The following is a 24,907-nucleotide window of genomic DNA, read 5'->3' on the forward strand; positions in this document are numbered from 1 at the left end:
TTAGAAAATGATATCTGTTCCTGAACTCTTGAGGTACTTCATCAGAGAGTCCTTTTTGCGGTGTGATACTTCTACCTGGGAATTGTCTTTCAGTGTAAGATATCCGCCTTTACCCGCAGTGTAGCTTTTGATAAAATCTATGTTAACCAGATGAGAATGGTGCACCCGAAAAAACCTATAATCCAATAGTCGGTTTTCATATTCTTTTAAGGTTTTCCCAGATACGATCTTAGACTCATTATTAAGATGTATTTCTGTATAGTTTCCGTCAGACTGAAGCCGGATAACCTCTGACAATTCCAAGATACGAAAGCCATTAATATGCGGGACCACCATCTTTTTTAACTTTTGATCAGTTGAATTGACTGACTCCAAAAGCACTTGGTATTTACTGTCTCGATCTGTCTTGGAAATCCCGCTTTGTACTTTTTCCAAGGCTTCTTTGAGTTGAAAAGGAGCGATGGGTTTTAATAAATAATCAATAGCACTGAAACGAAATGCATCAATGGCAAATTGGTGATAGGCAGTGGTAAAAACCAGATTGAAATCTATTTTCTCCAATTCCTTTAATAAGTCAAAACCACTTTTGTTACCTAATTGGATATCCAAAAACACCAATTCTGGATTTAAAGTGGAGATTGCCTCTAATCCATCTTCAAAACTGGAAAATGTACCTAGCAATTCCACCTCTTCCTTAAATCCCTTTTCCAAAAGCGTAACAAGGTGGTCCATGCAAGGTTGTTCGTCTTCAATAATTATTGTTCTGATCATAGTTGTAAAAAATCATGGCTAAATCCTGGATTGAAACAAAATTTATTCTGTAGTTGGTTTCTTAAATTAATGCATTGAATAAAAGGAACTGTATATTTTTTGGAAAAATTATACTTTTGGTGTCTTTCTGCTGAGGCTTAAAAGAAGGAGGTTCAGCTAAACTTTCCTCAGTTCATAGATCTTAAAATGCCAAATGAAGGGGGAGTTTAATTGTCACCCGTACACCTTCTTTCTTATCTGTAATGCTGATTTGAGCTTTTTTCTCGCTGAGCGAATTCATAACCTCAATTCGACTGGTAATCAACTCAATTCCGTACGATTTATGTTCCTTTTTTAGTGATTTTTTAGTATTCTCTTTTAGACCTACTCCATCATCATCCAGTTGAAATACCAGCAGGTCTTTTTCTGGAAATACCTTTATCAAAATTGTTCCGCTCCCATCCTTTGGTGCAATTCCATGCCAGATACTGTTTTCCACAAAAGGTTGAAGCATCATAGGAGGGACGAGAATCGCACTGCTGTCTATGGATGGATCCACTTCTATGGAATAAGTAAGCTTGTTCCTCAGTCTGTTAGATTCCACATCTAAATAGAGACTTATCCATTTTAAATCATCCTCCAGGTAGATGTTTTCTTTGACAGAATACTCCAATGTCAAACGCATCAGTTGGGAAAACGAAGTCAAAAATACAACTGCATCATCAGTGTCATTTTTTAGGATATAGTCGGTGACAGAATTGATAGAATTAAAAATAAAATGAGGATTCAACTGAGCCCGTAAAAGGCGGAGTTCATTCTCTGCAGTTTTCAATTTGAAATCAGCTTCCCTCTTTGACTCCAAGGCATCTCTTTTCTTCTTATTCAGGGTAAATAAAATTCCCATAATCAAAATCACCCCAATAGAACCAATGATTGAAATGTTTCGAATCAGGGTTTGTCTCTTTATTTCTTCTTGGCTGAGGGCATCCTTCAGCTCCATTTTATACTCCAGCTCCTTTCTGGTCAATTCAGATTTGTTTTCTTCTCCTAGTATACTGTCTCTAAGTGAGATATAGGCTCGGTAAGCTTTTAGACTTTCTTCAGAGTTGTTTAGTGAGTCATATACTAAATTGAGCACATTCCAGGCTTCTTTTTGCCGTTCCAGTGATCCGTTTTCTTTGGCTAATTCTAAGGAGTGTTCAGCCAGTACAAGAGCACTGTCATATTTCCCCCTTGAATGATATACTATCGCTAGGTTGCCCAATGCGGAAGATTTGGTGAGCTGATTGTCCTCTTGGGCCTTGGAAATTGCTTTTTTGAGATAAGGTTCAGCTTTTTCATACTGGCCAAATGATTTATATGTCTGTCCTATATTGTTCAGGATTACGGCCGTGAAATAGGTGAAATCATTGGATTCGGAGAGCTCTAACGCTTGTTCGAAATCCTTAATTGCGGCATCGAGTTGCTCAGTTTCTGAATAGATCAAAGCCCGGTTTACCAAGCCCACTACAATTCCATTCTCATTTGCCGATTTTCTGGAATTCTCTATGTAATCATTGTAGGCAGCAAGCGCTTCGTCATAGCGTTTTAGATCGGTGTAAATATTTCCCAAATTGTTGTGCAGGCTGGATTGGAAACCTATATCATCTAGGGTAGTGCTTTCCTTTAAGGCAAGCTGAGTATATTCCATTGCCCGAAGGAAATCCGAACCTATATAATAGGAAACGCCAATTTGGCGGAGTGAGAATGCTTTGCCTTTCTGATAAGCTATCTCCTCGGAAATTTCATAAGCTTGTTCTGCAAGTTCCAATGCCTCTTCTACATCATTCCAGACCACTGAATTGGAGAGGTTGATTAAAAGTTTTACACGAACGGTGTCTTTAGCCTTGTTCTTTGTCAACTCATTTCTGAGTGAGTCTGTAACACTTTGCTTTGCAATAGCTGAAAAGGAGATGAGGCATAGCGCCATAATCCAAAAAAATATGAATTGGGCTGATTTCAGTTTTCTCATAGTTGGTCGCAGTTAATAAAACAGTAGGTACAGTTAGTAAGTCTTGCTAAAAGATCTGATCAGATACAGCTAGATTAAGAGTAAAAGACAAGCTAAACAATGGTTTAAGTAGGTTAATCTCAGGTTATATACCAAACGTTTTTATAAAAGGATCTGATGTTTGGAACTTGTTTTCAGCTCGACACATACATAAAAACACATTTAGTTATGGGTAGAATAGTAATATTAATCTTAGTGTTATGCTTTTTCAGTGCTGCATGTGATACTGGTAATGATGATCAACCGGACGATTTTAGCATAGGAGGGAAAATTTTAGGGAATTCAGGAGAAGTTGTATTGAGGCTGAACGGGAATTCCGAAACCTTTGGTGGTGACTCTTTTACTTTTTCAGATATGCTTGCATTGGGCGAAGCTTATCAAGTCAGTTTTATATCAGCTGCTGATGGTCAAATTTGTGAGGTGTCCAATGGTGGAGGAAATATAGCTGGCAATGTGAGCGACATTGTGATTACCTGTGCCTCAGAAAGAACAGATGTTATTAATTATGATTTTACAGGAATTACGGGGAATTTATCGTCCGGTGATTTCAATGGTGATGGAATAGTTGACCTTGTATTTAGCATTAGGACTTTAGATGGACATCCCCAAGGTGGAAATTTAGAGCCTTTACGGGTGTTGTTTGGAAGTGGGAATGGAGGTTTTACAGCCTATCATGACCTTAGCTTATTTGGTGACCCAAACAGTAATCAGGTAGGGAGATATTTGGCAGTTGCGGATTTTGACCAAGACGGAATCCAAGATTTTGCCTTTGCCAACCCGACTACAATGGAGTTATTTAAAGGTAAAGCGGAAGGTGCACCAGAAGCATTAGAACATACTGGCTCCTACAGCGGTGAGCCTATTGAAATACTAGATGCCAATGGAGACGGTTTTCCTGATATTCTTACAGAAGTGGCGGGAGGCTCTGTAATAGATTATTTTGGCTTATATCTGAACCAGAGTGGTAAACTGGCAGACCCTTTATTTGTGGGTAATGTAATTGACCAAGATATCAAAGATCTAAAAATTGGCTACCCATTAAACTTCAGCATTGGGGATGTAGATGGGAATAATACGGAGGATATTATTGCAATTGTACAAACACCGTATCCAGGTGGTGAAAATGGAATAGGGCTAGTGGTTTTTAAGGGGGATGGCACAGGTAGCTTTTCTAACCCTACGGAAATAATCTATCTCAATCCAGATTTGTTTTTAGGCTCCCAATATTTCGATGAAGTATCAAGGGAAATAGGGCTTGGAGATCTAGATGGAGATGGTGATTTGGATGTAGTGTTGATGGCCTCTTCAAACTTTGTTCAGGTGCTTTTCAATGATGGTAAAGGATTATTTGCAGAGTCAGGAAAGTTTCAGGTAGGGGAGCGTCCGATTCACATTAAAATTATAGACCTGAACAACGACGGCTTGTTGGATATATTCACCTTAAATGCAGAGAGCAGGGATTTTAGTATTCTATATGGCCGAGGGGCTGGGCAGTTTGATGAGGCAATTCATACTTTCATCCATGAGGATGCTGAGCTATACGATGTAACTATGAATGATTTTGATGGAAATGATTTTATTGACATTGCAGTGGCTGAAAACACCAGTAGAAGTGAAAATATCCGCCGGGGAGCAATAAGATTGTTTTTTAACCCAGGACTTTAAAGGTTCAACCTTATTAACTGTTCATTTATTTGATTCTAGTAGGCTAAATTATGGGTTTTGACTAGCAAGTTTCCACTAGACACTCTGTATGAAAATAAGATTTTTTCCATTCCTTCTTCCGCCAATTTAGCCTGATCCCGTCACACGAGGCAAGAGACTTCGGCATAAAGCCCACGCACTTGCCTTTGCTGATTTATTCCGTTTCCTCTTGCAGGTAGTGCCGGTCTCAGGCTGGTGCAGCTTCATAAGTATTTGTCAAACCAAAACACAAAAGACTATGAAGACACTAGCAAAAACATCCACTAAGAGAAAAGGGGGAAAAGACTTTGGAAGAAACAAGGAGCGAGGTAAACAAAGCCCAAAGGGATCACCGGATATCTATCAGAAGTTTACCGACCTGATTATTGAGAAACTGGAGCAGGGGGTGATACCCTGGAAGCAGCCTTGGCATGAGATGGGAATGCCATCCAACTACCTGACCAAGAAACCCTACAAGGGGATCAATCTTTGGCTTTTATTATCCTGTGGTCCACACCATCAGCTTACTGGTAAATTCCCGCACAGGAAATTCCCATGAGGTCGAAATGGCAAAACAGTAGGTTTAATAGGCTGGGTTAGTCTCTGAAATAATTTCTCCGTTTAAAATTTTATGATTATCCGCTTTCTTACCAGTAGCGAGAGAAATTATGGGTTAAGGTTTTTTTCTACGTGCTGTGGGCAGTGGACTGTTGTCGGTGGACGATTATCCGCTACTATCCAGCCTCATTCTTTAACTATTGGCATCATTGCGGATAATCAGATAAAATTTTTTCCATAAAGAATGGTGATAGGTTCCAATCCAAAAAAACTGAAAATAGTAAACTGCCGATACCATTCAGAATTTGGTAATAAGATGGATACTTATGGCGATCCCACCCTGTCCTAAGGTCGATCGGACTTCAATTAAGCAGGGAAAAAGGCAAATAAATCCATTAAATTTTAAGCTTTTACTTAAGTTTATCGTATTTATTTCAATTACGATTGCTCAAGAATGAAATCCATGCTAAAACTTATTCTCAAACCTACTCCAATTCTGATCTTCTGTTGGATGATCTCCGGGGCTCTTTTTGCTCAGGACAAAATCGAGAGAGAGCTTCGTGTGGAGGAAAAAGAAGTTCCTAAAGAGGCCAGAGATTGGCTCTATGATGCTTTCGAAACTACAAAAAGACCAAAATGGTATCAGGAAATCTTCGAATCAGGGTATTCCTATGAAGCCAAATTCAAGTTAATAGGTAAGTTTTATAGCGTAGAATTTGACTCTTTGGGTTTGATTCAAGACGTAGAAATTGAGGTAGATTTTAAAGAGCTACCAAAGGAAGTTCAAGCTGGCTTGGAGGATTATCTTCTTGATGAGTATAAAAGTTCAGATATAAAACGGATTCAAATCCAATATTCTGGCAAAGCAGACGACCTGGAAGATTTTTTTGATGAGAATAGTCTAGAAGGAATCCTGACCCGCTTCGAAATAGAATTTGTAGGTCCTGATGAGACTGGAGCCTCGCAGCTATTTGAGGGCTTGTTTTCTGAAAAGGGCACTCTCATCTTTAAACGCAAAATAGCCTTGGTACCTAGTGAAAACCTCTTGTATTAAGATGAGAAAGTTTTACTTGACTAGTTTACTGTTACTTCTAAGTTTGGAGACTTCTTTTGCTCAGGACCCTCAGTTTTTTACTGGATTCTTTCCCGAAGCAGCACTAACTAAGAAGTTGAAGAATGATCAAAAGATAATTTTTAAAATTGAGCATCAGGATATTTTCTATAACAATTCCGGCGATCAAAAAGATGAATTGCAATTCACCCACTACAGGACGGACTTGATGGGTTTTTATGATTTCAAATTGAACCCTTCAAAAAGTATCGCATTTGGGGTATTTCACAGAATTCAAAAGGGGGCAAATGCCAATAGGATTATTCAGCAATTTGCCGCAGTAAACCGCCTGAGAGGATTGAAACTGGCACATCGTTTTCGTACAGATCAAACCTTCACCAAAGGTGATCCCTTAGAAATCAGACTTCGGTACCGACTAGCAACAGAAATTCCGCTTTCAGGGAGTACCTTAGATCCTGGAGAGCATTATTTGCTTTTATCTAATGAACCTATTTTTAGTCTTCAGGGCGGGGAGTTCGAAATCGAAAATCGCTTGGTATTATCCCTCGGTAAACTGATTGCTTCCAGTCAAAAACTAGAGTGGAGTTTAGATTACCGTACCGACAAATTTATTCAGGAAGGTTTCCGAACTCGTCTATGGGCAAAGGTTGGGTATTTTTATAGCTTTTGACTCCAGGCATCTCTCTACCATTGCCGGAAGTAGGGTAGGATAACTTGACAAATTCACATGAGCAGCACGAATTTTTTCACGTTTAAAAAACACAGGCATTAATAAATTTTACTCGCTCCATCTGCTAGGGAGCTAAAGCTGACCCCAGAACAAAAATGCGAACCGGAGAACCTGCCCCTCACAATTAAAAATTTGGGTTTCTAAATTTATCGTATATTCGCCCCCTATAAGTTCTTTACTTTATTTCTTCATCAACCGGAAAAGGTTATACTTAACTGTGTATTAATAGGGAATCGTGTGAAAATCACGAACTGTCGCGCAACTGTAAGTAACACCAAAAGGTTTTGCCAATATAAATCCACTGTTCTACTAATAGGATGGGAAGGAAGGTAAAACTGTTACAAGTCAGGAGACCTGCCTGTTCCGAATTGACAATGCTTTCGCGATTTGAAGCATCTAGTCAGGTCTGATACATCCAGCATAATACTAGGGGAGTATTGTGTCTTTTTTCGTTTTGGATGTATTCCCTTTCTTACTATTCATTTCCTACCAAGCATTGTGAAGTTCAGCAAAAGGGCTTTTAACTGATTTATTCATCATTTAAAAACCAACAAAATGCTAACAAGCAATCTAGGCTACCCGCGAATTGGTGGCAACAGAGAATTGAAAAAAGCCTGTGAACAGTATTGGTCAGGCAAAACATCGGTTAAAGAACTGATAAACGCAGGACACAGTATCCGTCAGCAAAATTGGCAAATCCAAAAAAATGCAGGGATTGACCTAATTCCCTCCAATGACTTTTCCTTTTACGATCAAGTGTTGGATATGTCCCTAACGGTCGGGGCAATTCCCGAACGTTACCATGAAGTAATTCTGAACAACAAGAAAACCGAACTTGACCTGTATTTCGCCATGGCCAGAGGTTATCAGAAAGAAGGATTGGATATTACCGCAATGGAAATGACAAAATGGTTTGATACCAACTACCATTACATTGTTCCCGAATTCCATAAAAACCAAAAGTTCAAGCTGTTTTCTACCAAAGTTGTAGATGAATTTAATGAAGCAAAATATTCAGGTTTTGTGACCAAACCAGTGATTATTGGAGCGGTTTCCTATTTGCTTTTAGGCAAGGAAAAGGAAGCCGGTTTTGACCGATTGGACTTAATTAAAAATTTGCTGCCGGTTTACCTGGATGTTCTCGACAGATTAAATGATTCTGGCGTAGAATGGGTGCAGTTTGACGAGCCATTTTTGGCATTGGATTTAAGCGACAAAGCAAAAGAAGCGTTCCGATTTGTTTATGCCGAAATCAGAAAAGCATTTCCATTTATCAACATCACCATTGCCAATTATTTTGATTGCTTTGCTGACAACTTGGATCTGGCGCTTTCGCTTCCTGTAAACGTTTTGCATTTAGACTTGGTGCGTTGCCCCAAACAGTTAGACGATATTTTGGAAAGCGACAAACTGTCTCCAAAAACTCAATTATCGCTTGGCCTTGTGGACGGTAGAAACGTATGGAAAAACGATTTTGAAAATTCACTGGCGCTGATCCATAAGGCCATTCGCAAAATTGGCCAAGACAGAATTTTGATAGCACCGTCTTGTTCACTGCTTCATTCACCCTGCGACCTGGATTTTGAAACAGCGCTAAATCCCGAAATAAAACAGTGGCTTGCCTTTGCCAAACAAAAACTGGATGAAATTGTAACGCTGAAACAATTAGCAGTGGGAGACCAAAACGCAGCAGAGAAATTAGAAGAAAACAGATTGGCTAACACCAGGCGCAGTACCTCTGATTTGGTGCACAACAACAAGGTAAAAGAACGTGTGCTTGCTATCACAGACAAACACGCACAACGGGAAAGTGAATTTGCCATCCGAAAGAAAATACAACACCAAGCGTTGAATTTGCCTTTGTTTCCGACCACCACAATCGGTTCATTTCCCCAAACGGCAGAAGTACGCAGTTGGAGAGCAAAATTTAAAAAAGGAAAGTTAAGCCAACAACAATACGATGAGCTAATTGCCAGGGAAACAGAAGAGACTATTCGTTTTCAGGAACAAATAGGTATTGATGTTTTGGTACATGGAGAGTTTGAACGCAACGACATGGTGGAATATTTTGGCGAGCAACTCGAAGGATTTGCATTTACGAAATACGGATGGGTACAAAGCTACGGGAGCAGATGTGTAAAACCACCGATTATTTTTGGAGACGTTTCCCGTCCAGCACCTATGACAGTGAAATGGTCGTCATATGCACAAACACTAACCCAAAAATTAGTGAAGGGTATGTTGACAGGTCCCGTGACCATTCTTCAGTGGTCGTTTGTTAGAAATGACCAACCACGTTCTCAAACCTGCACACAGATAGCATTGGCTATACGCGATGAAGTATGCGACCTCGAAAAAGCAAACATCAAAGTAATTCAAATCGATGAACCTGCTATTCGTGAAGGATTGCCTTTGCGCAAAGCCGACTGGCAAGCCTATTTGCAATGGGCGGTACGTGCCTTCAGAATAGCTGCAAGTGCTGTGAATGATGCAACACAAATCCATACACACATGTGTTATTCAGAGTTTAATGACATCATTCAAAACATTGCAGACATGGATGCAGATGTTATTACTATTGAGTGTTCACGTTCGCAAATGGAATTGTTAGACGCCTTTGCTGATTTCAATTATCCGAACGAAATCGGCCCAGGGGTTTACGATATTCATTCCCCACGGGTGCCGTCTAAAGATGAAATGCTCAATCTTTTGGAAAAAGCACAAGCTGTAATTCCTGCCCATCAACTTTGGGTCAACCCTGATTGCGGACTGAAAACCCGCCATTGGGAAGAAACCAAAAAAGCCTTGATTGAAATGGTAAGTGCAGCAAGAGAAATACGACAAATGATAGAAAATCCAGTTGCTTCTTAAGAAGATATACAGCAGGTAGCCTTGCGGGGCTACTTGCATCTTAAAGATCAATTAAATAAGAAAGCATAGGGGTTAAACTTCTAGATTAGCATTTTTGGAGTAATTTTTTTTGCCCTCCAGCGTCTTGCTCCCTATCTGCCCAAATTTACACCAAAGAGATCAATCGGAGTTTTTTTAGTTATTGAGATCAAAAAACAAGAGCGTATACGGAAAAATGAGCGCAACTTTAATTCAGTCTGCCGGCAAGTTTGTGACTGCTGGGGATGAAGCAGTGATTTAGGGGCTCCTGTATTTTTGGTAACCATGAGTGCCCTCCTCTCTTTAACCCGGATTTTGCATTAGTTTTCGTGATGAGGGCAGTATTGCAATAAAATCAGGTTGTTTGGAGATTGAGGCATAGCGCTGCTATGCTGAAGTCGAAAGCAGCAACGTAGTGCCTAATTTTGAAGTAATTGCAATTGCTAATGCATAATGCGGGTTTAATCTTCTTGTCCCAAAACCGAACGAAATCGTCCACTTTTACTTGAAAAGTATTCCAAACAGGCGTCAAAACAAACGTTAGAAGGCGTTTTTGGTTTGGCATTATTTTAATACTACAAATAGGAATAAATTCTATTGAAATGAAGAAGTACCAATTAGGAGAATTTGAGGAAGTGGTCATGCTTACCGTTGGGGTCCTATTTGATGAGGCCTATGGGGTTTCCATCAAAAATGAAATAGAAAGCAGATTGAATCGCAGTGTGAGTGTAGGAGCCTTGCAGACCGCACTGAAAAGACTGGATGAGAAAGGATACCTGAAATCAAGGGAGGGAGAAAGTACCAAAGAACGAGCAGGTCGTCCTAAAAAATACTTTCGTATTACAGCCCTTGGCAAGGAAGCAATGCACTATACCAGACAAACTAGGGAAGAGCTTTGGAATTCTATTCCGGAGGTAGCCTGGAAACTCAAGCTTACCTAAGATATACGATGCAAAAGGAAATCAAGCCACCCCGGTTGTTTCTTCGATTTTTCCGCTGGTTTTGCACTAAAGAATTACTCGATTCTATAGAGGGTGATTTGCTGGAGCTATATCATGATCGTTTGGAAAAGGAGGGGAGATTTAAAGCTGATAGCAAGTTTATATGGGATGTCCTGCTCTTATTCAGGCCGGGAATTATAGGAATCAAAAACAGCGAATATAAAACTAATCACATCGATATGTTTCTCAATAATTTTAAAATCGCCAGAAGGACACTTTGGAAAAACAAGACATCTACCCTCATCAACATGCTTGGCTTATCCATCGGGATTACCTCTTGCTTATTGATTGCCATGTTTATCAATCATGAAATGAGCTATGATTCCTTTCAGCCCAATGCAAAAAGAATAGGTAGGGTAGTGATGGAATATTCCTTTTTGGGCTCAGATGAAAGTGAAAAGGGTACGTTCACCAGTACGAAGGTAGCCCAGGTTTTTTCCAGCACCTTTCCAGAAGTTGAGAAAGGAATCCGGATGAGTAAATCGGCTGCGATTTTGCAACTTCAGGGAAGCCCCGTTACAGAACCGGATTTTATGTATGCTGACTCCACCTTCTTTGATGCCTTTGCTTTCACTATGCTACAAGGAAATCCCAAAACAGCCCTGAATGGTCCCGATAAGGTAGTTTTGACAGAAAGCATGGCCAAAAAATATTTTGGGGATTCCAACCCTGTGGGACAAGGGCTTGAGATCGGTGAAAGTAAAACCATGTTTGAAGTAACCGGAGTAATGGAAGATTACCCCTATAACTCCCAGTTTCGATTTGATTTTTTGGCTTCATTTTCTTCTTTGGGACAGAATCAAAATAACACCTATTGGAATGCCAATTACACCACCTACTTGCTTCTTCAAGATCAAAGCTCTTTTGGGAGTCTGGCGGAAAAAATCCCCCCTTTTATGGAAAAGGAATCAGCGGATGTGGGAGCAAATATCAATTTTACCTTAGAGCCTTTTGATCGGGTGCATTTACATTCCCCATATTCAGATTTTGTGCCCAACACAAGCATAGAATACCTGTATATGTTAGCAGGAGTGGCATTTTTAATATTGGTCATTGTTTGTTTTACGTATATCAACCTGAGTACTGCCAAATCTGTGGAGCGTGCCAAGGAAGTAGGGATTCGAAAAGTTTCCGGAGCACAGCCTTCCCAGCTTTTTTGGCAGTTTATTGGGGAATCCTGCTTGCTTTCCGGATTGTCAGTACTGGTCAGCATAATATTGGTTTACCTATTTCTTCCCGGTTTTAATAATTTGATCAACCGTCAATTGCATTTGGAAGATTTGCTAACCCCTGTATTTATAGGCTTTGCACTAAGCCTTGTCCTGGTGATTAGTTTAACCGCAGGGGCTTATCCAGCCCTGATTCTGTCCAAATTTCAACCAATGAAGGTGCTGAAGGGAGTTTTTAAAAACACCGATTCAGCAAAATGGCTGCAGCAATCATTGACTGTCTTTCAATTTGGGATCTCTGTGTTTCTCATCATAGCCACATTGATTGTGCAAGGGCAGCTCAATTTTATCCATAGCAGGGATTTGGGATACGATAGGTCACACATCCTTTCTCTCCCAGTAGGCTGGGGTACCGGATTTCAGAAGGTCAATACACTCAAGAAGGAGCTGAAGTCCAATTCTCAGATACTGGAGGTTTCCAGAACTGGATCCAGTCCGGTGAGCATTTCCAGTGGTTACAGTATGAATTTGCCTACTAGACCGGAAAATGAGGTCATCGCTGTGAATGGTAATCCAGTAGATGAAAACTTTATTCAGGTCACAGGATTGGAACTTTTGGCGGGGTCTAATTTTACTGAGCAACAGGTAATGCAGACTGATTCAGAAGGTAATGATGAACTAGCGTTTCACTACATCATCACAGAAAGTGCTGCTGCTAAATTCGGCTGGAGCCCAGAAGAAGCCGTGGGAAAGGAAATGATCCTTAATGACCAGGGTCCTGTGGTGGGGGTGATTAAAGATTTCCATTTTCAGTCCCTACGAAATGACATCCAGCCTTTGGTTCTGTTTACCGCTTCCTGGGGTGGAAGATTGTTGGTGAAAATCAACGGGGAGAATATTCCGGAGACCCTGGATTTTATAGAGAAAACCTGGGACAAAGTATTGCCAGAAATGCCTTATTCCTACAAATTCCTGGATGAGGATTATACCAGAATGTATCAGTCGGAAATGCAGCTGGGGAAGATTATGAATCTTTTTTCCACCATTGCGATCATTCTGGCCTGTTTGGGCTTATTTGGATTATCTTCTTATTTGATCCAGCAGCGCTTGAAGGAGGTGAGTATCCGCAAAGTGTTAGGGGCTTCCACCTTCCAGATTTTGAATATTCTTTCAGGAAATTTCGTGCGGTTGGTTTTGCTGTCAATCCTGATTGCCTCTCCGATTGCCTACTGGGCTATGGGGCTATGGCTTAATGATTTTGTCTTTCATATCAGTACACCCTGGTGGGCTGTGGCTGTAGCCGCTGTGATAACTTTAGCCATAGGTCTCCTCACCTCAGGAATTCACGGTATAAAAGCCGCTCTGAGCAACCCGGTGAAGAACCTGAAAAGTGAGTAATTGAAAGCTAAGAAACACAAATGAGCATATTGGAGAGTAAAGATGAGCTGAATTTTGTGCTTTATAAATCTACTACTACCACGAGTTTAATGAAGGTGCTCGAAATGGCTTGGGCTCAACTAGATATAAATCATTCTGTATTTATATGGATGAATTGTACTAAATGAGGATTCAGACCTCATTGTTTGCTAAGGTGAAAACCCAATTTCCTTCTATTATAGCCTAGTTTTCCGATAAGTTTTCTTTGCTTGATGTATAAATCGTACCCATTGCGTATCCCATCCTTGATTTGCATACATCATTTGTGGTTTTGCAAACAGGATTGAGGGTTCTTTCGCTGAACTTTGTCCTAACATTAAAACAAAGATTTATGGATATCAAGAAAATAGCATTGGGAAGTCAGGGACTTCGTGTTCCGAAAATCGGACTGGGTTGTATGGGAATGACGGGTTTCGAAGAAGGCAATATGTATGGCAAAGCAGATGAGAAAGAAGCGATAGCTACCATTCACAGATCTTTTGAACTAGGAGGCAATTTCCTGGATACTGCAGATCTCTATGGACCGCTCAAAAATGAGCAGCTAATAGCTAAAGCGATCAAGGGAAACAGGGATAGATACGTCTTGGCTACCAAATTTGGCTGGGAGATAGACGATACAAACAAAGTGACCTGGGCGATCAACGGTACCAAGGAATATGTGAAAAAGGCGGTGGAGCGCTCCCTGAGCAACCTGGGTACCGATTACATTGACTTGTACTACCTGCACCGACTGGATAAAAATACCCCCATTGAGGAGACCATCGAGGCTATGGGCTTGCTGGTGAAAGAAGGAAAGGTGGGCTATTTGGGTCTCTCTGAGGTATCATCCGATACAGTCAGAAGAGCTCATGCAGTTCATCCCATCACCGCTGTACAGAGCGAATATTCTTTGTTTGAGCGTACAGTGGAGGAGCGAGGGGTGCTACAAACCTTGATGGACCTGGGGATAGGTTTTGTTGCCTACTCGCCTTTAGGCAGAGGCTTTTTGTCAGGGAATATTCGCAGCATATCTGATTTGCCTGTAGATGATTTCCGAAGGGCAATCCCACGCTTTCAGGAAGCGCATTTTCACAAGAATATTGAATTGGTCAAATTAATAGAGACCATGGCGGAAGAAAAAGGAATTACCTCCTCACAGCTGGCGTTAGCATGGATCATGAGCAAAGATATTTTACCAATTCCTGGAACTAAGCGTAGAAAATACCTGGAGCAGAATATAGCTTCGGTAGATGTCAAACTGAGTCAGACTGAGCTTACCCAGTTGGAAAGCATAGTCCCGCTGGGTACTGACACAGGCTTGCCCTATGATGAGTTTAGCATGGGACTAATTGATTAACTTGTGATGGCGGCTGCATTTCATCCTGCAGTCGTTTTCTTCGGATATTGCTTTAACAGTATAATCTAGACTATGAATACCATAAAATCAATATCAGAATTTCACCGCTTGCTGTCCTTGCCGGAGCCCAAGCATCCCATGGTGAGCATGATTAATTTAGCAGATAGTATCTTTTTAGAAGACGAGGTGTGGAAAGGATTTGTGAACAGATTTTACTGCGTTGCATTAAAAAGGGAAGCAAAAGGCAAAATAAAATATGGACAGCAACATTACGATTACGACAAAGGAGTCTTGAGTTTCACATCGCCCAATCAGGTTCAACAATTAGACCTTCAGACCATGGAGTGCGGCTCAGGATATCTATTGATTTTCCACCCGGATTTTTTGATGAAGCATCCGCTTGCCCAGAACATGAGCAGGTATGGATTTTTCTCTTATGCAACCAACGAAGCGCTTCATTTGTCGGCAGAGGAAGAAGAGGGCCTTATTTCGATTCTCAAGAAAATAGATAAGGAGTGCGCAACTATCGATAGGCATACGCAGGAAATTATTCTTTCCCAGATTGAATTGCTTTTGAATTATTCAAAACGATTTTACGAGCGGCAGTTCATCACCCGGCAAATAGGCAATCATCAGTTGCTAATCAACTTTGAACAGGTAGTTAACAAGTACTTTGAAAGGGAGCAAACAGGCTTGTTGACCGTTCACTATATAGCAAAGCAAATGAATCTGTCACCGAATTATCTGAGTGACCTGCTGCGTGTGCATACCGGTCAAAACACCCAGCAACACATTCATGAAAAATTAATTGAACGAGCGAAGGAACAACTTTCCACATCCAATTTGTCAATTAGTGAAATTGCTTATGCATTAGGTTTCGAGCATTCCCAGTCTTTTAGTACACTATTCAAAAAGAAAACCAAGATGTCACCCTTGGAATTCCGGAACTCATTTAATTGATTGGCTAATTTCCTAGTTTTAATCTGATTTTATAGGTTGCATGGAGATACCACGGCATTGCATTGTTGGCGCCGAAAGCTGAAAGGCTGACAGCATTTTTCCTGTTTGGGTTTTTAGAATTCCATGCTGCTTCCAATTCAAAGTGCAATCCGACCCGTTGGAATTTATTGGTGACATAAGTAGGGTAATCCGGTAAGGTTCCGTCGAAGTTGGGATTATAGAGAAAAGTTTCGCCTCCAAGCTGTAAGGATGGACCGGCCGCAATGGATAGATTAAAGCCAGATGGTTTTTGAATCAGATCATATTTCAACGAAGGAGTTATAAAAAGTCCAGAAGATTGCTCTTGGTTTTTTTGCCCTAATTCGAGCCTAGATTCCTTATAACTTCCAAGTGATTGGTAATAGGATAGGCCAGCATTGAATGACATCCTTTTTCCTAGCCTCCAGCTAAATTCATTGGAGACATTGATACCATATAAATGGTTCATTCCATCTATAGAGCTACCTACTCCAAGAGTGTAGGTTTTTTTTGGTTTTTCTTGTCCTTGGCTTATTAGCGGGAAGGTACTTAAGAAAAGCAGGGATAGTGAGAATAGAAATGCTTTCATAATAAGAGTTGTAGAAGTTAAAACACTCAAACCTACCAATGTAATCCAAGTGGGGAAATAGGGATTAGTTATTTTTAACTAAAGGATTGTTAATATGATATTCGTTTTTACCTTAATTATTGTGAATTGGTTAAAAATCGCTCTCTGTCTTGGGAATTGAAACCTGGTTGTTTGATTTACTACGAAATGATGCTGGGCAGAAACTTAGAAATTCAGGTGATGGGGTTATTTTGGTTTATAAATTATGCTATCTGAAAGTTTGGTGAACCCAGAGTTTGGTTACTTATCCTGCTTATTTACCGCGCCTGTAGGTTATGTCCAAATTCTCAGCTAATTGCCTAACCTCAGCATAGGTCACCCGTAGCAATTAGTTCAGTTAATCTCCTGTGGTACATTTGGTATCAAGGATGCAACCCAACTTATTGATCAGAGATAGCCGAATCCGAGACTGCTTTTCCTAAAAACATACCTCATTCCATACTTGAATTAATTCAATTACCATGTTTAAAAGTCCCTTTTCATATAGCATAGTGTGCAGCCTCATTCTATTTTCCTGTATAGATAACCCGGAAGGTCCTGCTATTTCTCCCTCAGTAGACCAGATTGAAATGGAAGCAGAAGGAGGCATTCAGCAGATTGATTTTTCTTCAGCTGAATGGAAAATTGAAAGAATTGAAAATGTAAAAAGTGATTCAAGGATCTTCGGGGATATTTATTCACCGGAAAATGTGCGGGTAAGTGAGAATGTTTTATTGGAGCTGGAAAGGGAAGGTAAGTTGGATGCGATCTGGCCGAATAAGGGTTTTTCAATAGTCCGATCTGGGCAGGATATGTTGGAAATTAACTTGCTGGAAAACAGCAGCGGAGAGGAATTTGGATTCAGAGTTATTCTAAGTTCAGAAAGTGGGGAAAGTACCATCACCGTATCGCAAAAAGCATCTCAGGGATATAAATTTAAGGAAATCACCTACTTTGTAGGTGATGGGGATGGTGATTCCCTTTATTGGAAAAGAGGGACTACCTTAAAACTCACGGTACCCAACAGCCAGGAAATTGAATTTACACCAATCGGGGGAATTGACCCTACCAGTAGTTACATTTTTACCAGTAAGTCACTAGATGCATTTGTATGGCTAAAATCAGATAGTGTAGAAGTAAAACTGCCTGCCCATTTTCAGGATGGTCAAATCTATTATGCTGAGGATATGGGGATTTACACCGAATACTTGCAATCTGAGCTATCCGAATTCACAAACCTGAAGGAGACGATTACCGCACCTGCGGGTTATTCAGAATTCAGGAGTGAATACGAGATGCGACGCAGAATATTGAGCTATGTGCTTGTCCTGACTAACAACAGAACCGGGGATGAAAAGGAAATAGAGGGGAAAATCACTTTGGTTGCTCCGACAGGTAATTATGAGGTGATTTCTGTGGAATAAATCATTCTTTGCATGAACTTGATTTATGTCTGAAATTAGTATGCTCCTAGAAGAAATGATAGAAAAGGAAAGCCTAAAGTCAATAAGGTATTAATTTTAGGCTAAACAGAATTAAAAATGGATTTTAAGCTCAGCCAATCAATTGAAATATTAGAAAGAACTCCTTATGTCATAGAATCATATTTATCTGCGCTATCAAATGATTGGATAAAAAATGATGAAGGCGAAGGCACTTGGAGTCCCTATGTAATTCTTGGACATTTGGTCTATGGAGAGAAAAAGGACTGGATGCTTCGGATCAAAACCATCATGGTTGACTCTGAGAGAAAGGCATTTGAACCTTTTGATAGGTTTGCCCAGCTGCAGGAAGATCAGAATAGACCGATAGGGCTGATGGTCCAGGAATTCAAGGAGTTGAGAAAGGAGAATCTTGAAGATCTGATTTCCTTAGAAATTCAGCAGCATCATTTAAGTCGTAAAGGTATTCATCCTGCATTTGGGGAAGTTACCCTTCAGCAACTTATTGCTACCTGGGCTGTGCACGATTTAGGCCACATAGCACAGATATCCAGGGTTATGGCCAAGCAATATTCAAAAGAAGTTGGCCCCTGGTTCGATTATCTGAGTATTCTGAAACAATAAAAAATAAACTACCCATTTCTAATGAGCCTAGAAGCGAGACTTAGAGGTAAAAAAGCTGTCATATTTGATATGGATGGTGTTATCATTGACACGGAAAAGATCTGGAAGAAGGCAGAAAAGGAAGTGTTTTCTGCTTTAGGTGTGAAGGTGACCAATGAAAATTCCAAGGTCACCGAAGCTATGACTACCCCTGAGGTAGCTCACCATTGGTTTGCCCAATTCCCCTGGAAAGGAAAAAGCTTACAAGAAGCTGAGCAACTGGTAATCCAACGGGTATCTGCGCTGATAGAAACTGAGGAATGCCTGATAGATGGGGTTAAGCGTTTCCTTGAAGGTTTAAGAAGTCAAAACTACAAAATTGGATTGGCCACTAACTCACCTCAAGAAATCATTCCCACTGTTTTGAGAAGGCTGGAAATCACCCATTTATTTGATGTTGTTTCTTCGGCTGAAATGGAAGAAAAGGGTAAACCCCACCCGGCAGTGTACCTTTCAACAGCACGCAAACTCAACGTATCGCCAAAGGACTGTTTGGTCATTGAAGATTCTTATTCAGGCATGATGGCGGCGAAAAATGCAGGGATGGAAGTTGCCGCATTTACTAATGGTAATCAGCATTTGAATTTTGAAATAGCTGATTGTCATATTCTTAACTATTGAAAGCTAAAGTGATATCCTTATGCTCTGAATTCCTCGCCAAGTTAGTCTCCGGTGCTTCGGGCAACCAGAAGCTTCCGGCATAAAGCCGCTTGCTGCGCTGTGCTTTTTATTCCTTTTCCTTCTGGTTTTACTCGCGCCGTGACTGGGTGTGCTTCATAATTCATTGTTCCACAAAAACGAAAAAGATTATGGAGACTACAGAAAGAAAAATTGATTTGTTTGAATTAGCTGAAATTAAGCTAAGCTACAGTGCAAATGTAAAAAACTCACTTCGTCCTAAGGTGAGTAGTTCCAGACAAGTATATGAGGTGTTTGCCCAAGCCTGGGATCAGGACAGGATTGAGTTTGTTGAAGACTTTAAAGTTATGCTCCTGTCTAGAGCAAAGCGGGTGCTGGGCATTGTGAACATCAGCTCAGGAGGAACCGCAGGCACTGTAGTGGATGTAAAACTGGTCTATGCAGCTGCGATTAAAGCTAATTCAAATTTGGTAATTTTAGCGCTTTGCCATCCGAGTGGGAATCTGCTGCCATCAGAACAGGACAAAAGATTGACTCAGCGAATCAAAAATGCAGGTGAAATCTTGGATATCCCGGTACTGGATCATTTGATAATGACCGCTGAGGGATATTATTCCTTTGCAGATGAAGGGGAGCTTTAGGGCTCTTCTTTTAAATTTTTTAAATACTTTCTAACTAACTAGGAGCTATGCGTTTAAAACTCTTTACGCTGGTGGTCATTGTGAAGAACACCCTGCATATAGACCATTCCTTTCTTCATTAACAGCATCAATAGAAAAAAATCAAAGAAATAATTTGAGAAACCGATTAGTTGCGTATATATTTGCAACCGATTGGTTTCCCAATAACATATTACGAGAAATGAGAAAATTGAAATTACAAGTCCAAATAACCATAGACGGGTTTATTTCGGGACCAAACGGAGAAATGGATTGGATGAAGTTTCCTTGGACAGAAGACATTTTAAGCTATGTACGAGAGATTACTGAACCTGTGGACACCATTGTTTTGGGTAGAAAATTGGCGGAAGGTTTCATTCCGCATTGGGCAAATGTTGCCAAAGACCCCAGCAATCCAGAATATGAAGGAGGTGTTAAATACGCTTCAACTCAAAAAATTGTCTTTACAAAAACACTCGGCGAATCTATTTGGGAAAATACCGGAATTGCAAAAGGTGACTTGGTTGAAGAAATCAATAGTTTAAAGAGTAAATCAGGCAAAGACATTATTCCTTATGGTGGTGGTGCTTTCGTTTCTGCGCTCATCAAAAATAAACTCATTGACGAGTTGCACTTGTTTGTAAATCCTGCCGCAATTGGAAAGGGAATGCCCATTTTTAAAGAACTGACTGAAATGCAGAAATTCAGGGTGATAGATGTTCGAAATTTTGAATGTGGTATTGTTACATTGGTTTATAAACCCATTTAATTATGCGTAGAGACATTTTTCAAGCCATTGCTGACCCGACAAGAAGGGCAATTATTACGCTGATTGCATTACAAGCAATGACACCTAATGCCATTGCCGAACATTTTGACACAACACGTCAAGCGGTCTCAAAACACTTACGCATTTTAACCGAGTGTGAATTAGTCAAGCAGGAGCAAAAGGGACGTGAAATATACTACGAACTTGAAATTGAAAAGATGAAGGAAATCGATAAATGGTTAGAACAGTTCAGAAAAATTTGGGAAAACCGTTTTGACCAACTTGACAATTTATTATCAACACTTAAAAACAAGAAAAATGAAAATTAATCTGTTATTTGACTTTACTGTCGACAAAAAAACGAGTACCGTTTTTGTAAACCGAGAATTTGATGCAGACCAATCAATGGTTTGGGATGCTTTTACAAAACAGGAAATCCTTGACCAATGGTGGGCACCACAACCTTGGAAATCAAGAACAAAGTATATGAACTTTGAAGAAGGTGGACGAAGATTTTACGCAATGGTCGGTCCTGAAGGCGAAGAACATTGGTCCATTCAAGACTTTACTTCAATTTCACCCAAGGAAAATTTCCAATTCAAGGACGCTTTTGCAGACACGGATGAAACCATTAAAGAACAAATGCCTTCTGCCAATTGGAACTTGGACTTTAGTGAAACTGATGGTATTACAACGGTAAAGATTTCTATTAAACACGCAAAACTTGAAGACCTTGAAATGCACATACAGATGGGCTTCAAAGAAGGGTTTACAGCGACATTAAACCATTTAGCGGAACTTTTAAAATCATAAAGACAATGAAAAAAGATAAAATCATTTTTTGGATTGCTACAATTATTATAGCACTTTGGGAAGCCGTTATGCCAATGAGTACTTGGATTTTTGCACCAGAGTATATGACAACCGGAACAAAGGCTTTGGGCTATCCCGATTATTTTGCATACGCTTTAGCGATAGCAAAAGTCCTAGGAGTTATTGCGATAGCGTCCCCAAAAACACCTGAAAATCTTAAAGAATGGGCATATTCAGGGCTTGCATTCACACTTATTTTTGCGTTCATAAGCCGCGCTTGTGTAGATAAAAACATCGCTTATATGATTATGCCTTTGGCTTTCTTGGGCATACTTGCGATATCCTACTTTTACAAAGACAAAATTCAAACAGTAAACTAAAAATTGAGATAAAATGGCAAAACAAATCTTTATCAATTTAGCTGTAAAAGACGTCAACAAATCAATGGACTTTTATACAGCATTGGGATTTACAAACAATCCCCAATTTTCAGACGACACCACAAAATGTATGGTTTGGAGCGATACCATTTTCGTAATGCTAATGGCACACGAAAAGTTTTCAACCTTTACCACCAAGCCTATTGCAGACACAAAAGCAAATATTGCAGGGCTTTATTCTTTATCTGCCGATAGTGTGGATGAAATGAACGAAATCTTGGAAAACGGACTATCGGCAGGCGGAAATGAACCAAACGAATTAAGGGATTATGGTTTTATGCAACAACGAACAATCGAAGATTTAGACGGACACACTTGGGAAATGTTCTATATGGATATGTCAAAAATGCCAACGTCATAAAAACTGCCCCCAACAACTAAACGCAAGTCGGCTTTAATCCCGCTCCGGTAGGGGCTTCACGGTTGACAGAGAAGCATTCCGGTTCTTTACAACACCAAGGACGAAGCCGCCCTGCGTTTATTAAAACCGTTTGGCAACATTAAGAATTTGAAAAAGACACTTATACTTTCGATATTACTATTTGGTAGCCTTAAATTTAAATGAAATTGAGAAATGAAAGATGAAATTGAAATCCAGATTGCCTACAGTGAAAATGAGTATTTAGAACTTATTTCAGTTTTTCAACAAGTTTTGGGATCAGATAAGAGTAAAATGGATTACCGTCATATAAATCATTTTTTAAAGGATGATAATTTCTATTTTATAGTTGCGAAAGCTAAAGGCAAAATAATTGGGGGACTTACCGTTTTCATTATTAACCAATATCTGGTGGATAAGCCTTATGCTTACCTTAAGGATTTGGCAGTTCTGGAGGAATATAGAGGTTTAGAAATTGATAGTAAATTAGTTCAGTTTGCCGTGGACGACTGGCTTTCCTATGATTTTAAAGATGTCATTGTACATGTAAATAAGGAAGATACCCATACTCTAGCTCTATATCGGGCTGTCTTACCCACTTCTGAAAAAGAGACCATTCAATTCACATTTGCATCCCGGCCAAAGAGTAGGGAAAAGGAGCCAAAGCAATAACCTCCTTTGAAACTGATCCCGAATAGAATAATGAAACCCACTTTCTGTTGTTATCTCAAAATGGCCACAGCGGAGTACGGATTATTTTGTCAATAGCCTTAAAAGCACCGCAGTTCCTCCAAATTCCTTTCATTTTCTTAAAAAGTATTCTGCAGGTGAGGACCGAGCGTTAAGAAACAGTCCGCCGCGGCGGACTGTTTTAGCGAAGAGCCTGTCCCGTATAGCGCAGCGTATCGGGAAGAAGGAGGGGGTCAGGCAAGGAAGCCAATTACAAATTGACAAGAATATTAGGGTGGAATTACAAATTCCACCCAGGGGACTTTGGCTATTTCCTTTTGGCTATTTGGTTTATATATCAGGTTTTCTACCCAAACTTCTAGGAATACTTTTAATGGCTGGATGTTTTGGATATTTGATAACATTTTTTGGTGGCTTCCTGTATTCAGATTTTAATGAAACAATGATATCCGATATTGTAGGATATCCTGCACCTCTTGGAGAAATTGGAATTTGTTTGTGGCTATTAGTAATGGGAACGAATTAACTGAACTTTAAAAAAAAACAGTGGGTACCATTGTAGGAAAAGTGAAGAAGAGATAGCCAGAGCTTTACAGGGCAATGGCCGTAAGGATTACCTTTTTGCCCTGCAGCAGGAGTTGGAAACTTATGATCATCTGCAAAACAAAATTAAACAGTGTGACATGGAAATTGCTAAGATGCTGGAACAGATCATCAATTCGGATGATAATAAGAGGCAGCATTACCTTGAGCCAAAGCCACACAAAAGAGTGAATAAAAATACGCTCAAAGACATCGATCTGAATCTGAGATCCTATCAGATGTTTGAAGGGACAGATCTGTTGGCAGTTGAGGGTATGAGTTATTCGACAGTATTGGCTCTGATGAGTGAAGTTGGGTTGGAAGGGATCAGAAAATTCAAAACCGCTAAGCATTTTGCCAGTTGGCTGCGTCTGGCTCCCAACAATAAAGTCAGCGGAGGCAAAGTTCTCTCAAGTAAAGTCCCAAAAAGAAGCAACCGTCTCAAAATTGCCCTCCGTAATGCAGCAAATGCCATCGGGAATCTGAAAGATTCCACTCCCTTGCAAGACTTTTTCCACCGTATTAACTTCCGCAAAGGAAGAGTTTCAGCCATCAGTGCAACAGCTAGAAAGTTGGCAGTTATTATCTGGGATATGGTGGTCAAGGGAGTACCCTACATCAATCCAGAAGGCTATCTCTTTTTAGATCAGAAAAGAAAGTTGGGATTAGTTAAAAGGATAAAGAAGCAAATCGATAAATTCGGTCTCACAAAAGACGACCTGGGCCTTAAAACCGCAGATTTTTAATGGTTATATGGTTCGTTAGGTAGAATATAAAAATAGAAAATCTCAATCAAATTATTATCAAAAAATGAAAAAATTCACCTTAATTCTATTGACTTTAATTACACTATCTTGCAGTGACGATGCTACCAATATCGAGCCTTCTACTATTTATGAAGGCAATTATGAAATCCGTTCAGAAGCCGATTTGATATCTTTCTCGGAATCAGGATATACAGAAATTAATGGCAACCTAGTTATTAACTACACCGAAGATATAGAAGACCTGAAAGGCTTAGAAGCATTAAAAAAAGTCAATGGTATTCTCATAAGATACAACGATGAGTTAAAATCACTTGAAGGTCTTGAAGACCTATCTGAAATTGAGTTTTTCACTCTTTCATATAATTTAAACCTTAATTCATTAAAAGGTCTTGATAATTTAACAAAAATAACATCAAGCATTATCATCGAGCAAAATGCAGATTTAAAAAATTTAAACGGCCTTGATCAACTAACAGAAGTAGGTGGCGATTTTTTTATTTCACATAATGACAGATTAGAAAATTTCAATGGTATAGAAAGTTTACAGAATGTCTCAAGGTTTTTAGTTTTAAATAATATCAGCTTGATAGACTTGACTGGACTTGAAAATATTGTTTCCACTAATCGACTTCAATTTGACTCAAACGACTTATTAAAAGATTATTGTGTTTTAAGTGATTTTTTAGAACAAAATCCAGACCCTGAATTATTTGGAGCAAGACAAAATGATTATAACCCAACAGTCGAGGATATTTTGAATGGAAACTGCTCTGAATAAAATACTATTGCCAACAACTAGGTTTC

25 protein-coding genes and 1 riboswitch are annotated in these 24,907 nt (G+C 39.8%); of the genes, 22 read left to right on the top strand and 3 right to left on the bottom strand.

Going from position 1 to position 24,907, the window contains the following annotated elements:
• Positions 1–771 (bottom strand): LytR/AlgR family response regulator transcription factor, encoded by a 771-nt coding sequence (locus PBT90_RS05885; protein WP_264809472.1) that lies wholly within the window; start codon positions 769–771, stop codon positions 1–3.
• A gap of 181 nt (positions 772–952) precedes the next feature.
• Entirely contained in the window at positions 953–2,761 is a 1,809-nt protein-coding gene (locus PBT90_RS05890; RefSeq protein ID WP_270132000.1) for a tetratricopeptide repeat-containing sensor histidine kinase, read from the bottom strand.
• A 207-nt stretch (positions 2,762–2,968) separates the two neighbouring features.
• Between PBT90_RS05890 and PBT90_RS05895 the strand changes: the two genes are divergently transcribed.
• The 9 genes from PBT90_RS05895 (at position 2,969) to PBT90_RS05935 (ending at position 15,635) form a co-directional block, all read left to right on the top strand.
• Positions 2,969–4,465: an FG-GAP repeat domain-containing protein gene (locus tag PBT90_RS05895; protein WP_264809474.1), complete on the top strand. Its 1,497-nt coding sequence runs from the start codon at positions 2,969–2,971 to the stop codon at positions 4,463–4,465.
• A 277-nt stretch (positions 4,466–4,742) separates the two neighbouring features.
• The gene (locus PBT90_RS05900; protein ID WP_264809475.1) at positions 4,743–5,042 is read left to right on the top strand and encodes an ArdC family protein; all 300 of its coding nucleotides are present in this window, start codon (positions 4,743–4,745) and stop codon (positions 5,040–5,042) included.
• Positions 5,043–5,504: 462 nt separating this feature from the next.
• Entirely contained in the window at positions 5,505–6,095 is a 591-nt protein-coding gene (locus tag PBT90_RS05905) for a hypothetical protein (protein WP_264809476.1), read from the top strand.
• Position 6,096: 1 nt separating this feature from the next.
• The gene (locus PBT90_RS05910) at positions 6,097–6,783 is read left to right on the top strand and encodes a DUF2490 domain-containing protein (RefSeq protein WP_264809477.1); all 687 of its coding nucleotides are present in this window, start codon (positions 6,097–6,099) and stop codon (positions 6,781–6,783) included.
• 245 nt (positions 6,784–7,028) lie between these two features.
• Positions 7,029–7,219, top strand: a riboswitch (cobalamin riboswitch).
• Positions 7,220–7,398: 179 nt separating this feature from the next.
• Positions 7,399–9,714, top strand: a complete 2,316-nt coding sequence (gene metE / locus PBT90_RS05915) for a 5-methyltetrahydropteroyltriglutamate--homocysteine S-methyltransferase (RefSeq protein WP_264809478.1) — start codon at positions 7,399–7,401, stop codon at positions 9,712–9,714.
• A 620-nt stretch (positions 9,715–10,334) separates the two neighbouring features.
• Positions 10,335–10,673, top strand: coding sequence for a PadR family transcriptional regulator (locus PBT90_RS05920; protein WP_270132006.1), 339 nt, complete (start codon positions 10,335–10,337; stop codon positions 10,671–10,673).
• Complete coding sequence (locus PBT90_RS05925; protein ID WP_270132008.1) at positions 10,628–13,300, top strand: ABC transporter permease; 2,673 nt, start codon at positions 10,628–10,630, stop codon at positions 13,298–13,300. The genes PBT90_RS05920 and PBT90_RS05925 overlap by 46 nt, the downstream gene beginning before the upstream one ends.
• A 370-nt stretch (positions 13,301–13,670) precedes the next feature.
• Positions 13,671–14,675, top strand: coding sequence for an aldo/keto reductase (locus PBT90_RS05930; RefSeq protein WP_270132010.1), 1,005 nt, complete (start codon positions 13,671–13,673; stop codon positions 14,673–14,675).
• 72 nt (positions 14,676–14,747) lie between these two features.
• Complete coding sequence (locus PBT90_RS05935) at positions 14,748–15,635, top strand: helix-turn-helix domain-containing protein (RefSeq protein WP_270132012.1); 888 nt, start codon at positions 14,748–14,750, stop codon at positions 15,633–15,635.
• 4 nt (positions 15,636–15,639) lie between these two features.
• On the opposite strand, the gene PBT90_RS05940 is transcribed toward PBT90_RS05935, so the two are convergent.
• Positions 15,640–16,242, bottom strand: a complete 603-nt coding sequence (locus PBT90_RS05940; RefSeq protein ID WP_270132014.1) for a porin family protein — start codon at positions 16,240–16,242, stop codon at positions 15,640–15,642.
• A 500-nt stretch (positions 16,243–16,742) separates the two neighbouring features.
• Here PBT90_RS05940 and PBT90_RS05945 point away from each other — a divergent pair, with 500 nt between their 5' ends.
• From PBT90_RS05945 to PBT90_RS06005, 13 genes are all read left to right on the top strand, one after another.
• Positions 16,743–17,684, top strand: a complete 942-nt coding sequence (locus PBT90_RS05945) for a hypothetical protein (protein WP_270132017.1) — start codon at positions 16,743–16,745, stop codon at positions 17,682–17,684.
• A 117-nt stretch (positions 17,685–17,801) separates the two neighbouring features.
• The gene (locus PBT90_RS05950; protein ID WP_270132020.1) at positions 17,802–18,326 is read left to right on the top strand and encodes a DinB family protein; all 525 of its coding nucleotides are present in this window, start codon (positions 17,802–17,804) and stop codon (positions 18,324–18,326) included.
• 21 nt (positions 18,327–18,347) lie between these two features.
• Positions 18,348–18,986 carry a hexitol phosphatase HxpB gene (hxpB, locus tag PBT90_RS05955; RefSeq protein WP_270132022.1) on the top strand — a complete coding sequence of 213 codons (639 nt, stop codon included), beginning with the start codon at positions 18,348–18,350 and terminating at the stop codon, positions 18,984–18,986.
• Positions 18,987–19,174: 188 nt separating this feature from the next.
• A complete protein-coding gene (locus tag PBT90_RS05960; protein ID WP_270132025.1) occupies positions 19,175–19,645 on the top strand; it encodes a JAB domain-containing protein in 471 nt (156 codons plus the stop codon).
• Between the two features lie 220 nt (positions 19,646–19,865).
• The gene (locus tag PBT90_RS05965; RefSeq protein ID WP_270132027.1) at positions 19,866–20,432 is read left to right on the top strand and encodes a dihydrofolate reductase family protein; all 567 of its coding nucleotides are present in this window, start codon (positions 19,866–19,868) and stop codon (positions 20,430–20,432) included.
• 2 nt (positions 20,433–20,434) lie between these two features.
• Entirely contained in the window at positions 20,435–20,761 is a 327-nt protein-coding gene (locus PBT90_RS05970; protein ID WP_270132029.1) for an ArsR/SmtB family transcription factor, read from the top strand.
• The gene (locus tag PBT90_RS05975; protein ID WP_270132032.1) at positions 20,751–21,245 is read left to right on the top strand and encodes an SRPBCC family protein; all 495 of its coding nucleotides are present in this window, start codon (positions 20,751–20,753) and stop codon (positions 21,243–21,245) included. Before PBT90_RS05970 ends, PBT90_RS05975 begins: the two co-directional genes overlap by 11 nt.
• A 5-nt stretch (positions 21,246–21,250) precedes the next feature.
• Positions 21,251–21,625 carry a DoxX family protein gene (locus PBT90_RS05980; RefSeq protein WP_270132035.1) on the top strand — a complete coding sequence of 125 codons (375 nt, stop codon included), beginning with the start codon at positions 21,251–21,253 and terminating at the stop codon, positions 21,623–21,625.
• Positions 21,626–21,638: 13 nt separating this feature from the next.
• On the top strand, positions 21,639–22,046 hold the full coding sequence (locus PBT90_RS05985) for a VOC family protein (protein ID WP_270132038.1): 408 nt from the start codon (positions 21,639–21,641) through the stop codon (positions 22,044–22,046).
• Positions 22,047–22,259: 213 nt separating this feature from the next.
• Positions 22,260–22,736, top strand: coding sequence for a GNAT family N-acetyltransferase (locus PBT90_RS05990; RefSeq protein WP_270132040.1), 477 nt, complete (start codon positions 22,260–22,262; stop codon positions 22,734–22,736).
• Positions 22,737–23,028: 292 nt separating this feature from the next.
• Positions 23,029–23,280: a DUF4386 domain-containing protein gene (locus PBT90_RS05995; protein ID WP_270132042.1), complete on the top strand. Its 252-nt coding sequence runs from the start codon at positions 23,029–23,031 to the stop codon at positions 23,278–23,280.
• A gap of 157 nt (positions 23,281–23,437) precedes the next feature.
• Complete coding sequence (locus PBT90_RS06000; RefSeq protein ID WP_270132045.1) at positions 23,438–24,082, top strand: transposase; 645 nt, start codon at positions 23,438–23,440, stop codon at positions 24,080–24,082.
• Positions 24,083–24,146: 64 nt separating this feature from the next.
• Complete coding sequence (locus tag PBT90_RS06005; protein ID WP_270132048.1) at positions 24,147–24,881, top strand: epidermal growth-factor receptor (egfr) l domain protein; 735 nt, start codon at positions 24,147–24,149, stop codon at positions 24,879–24,881.
• Positions 24,882–24,907 lie beyond the last annotated feature (26 nt).

Source organism: Algoriphagus sp. TR-M9, from assembly GCF_027594545.1.
GTDB lineage: Bacteria > Bacteroidota > Bacteroidia > Cytophagales > Cyclobacteriaceae > Algoriphagus > Algoriphagus halophytocola.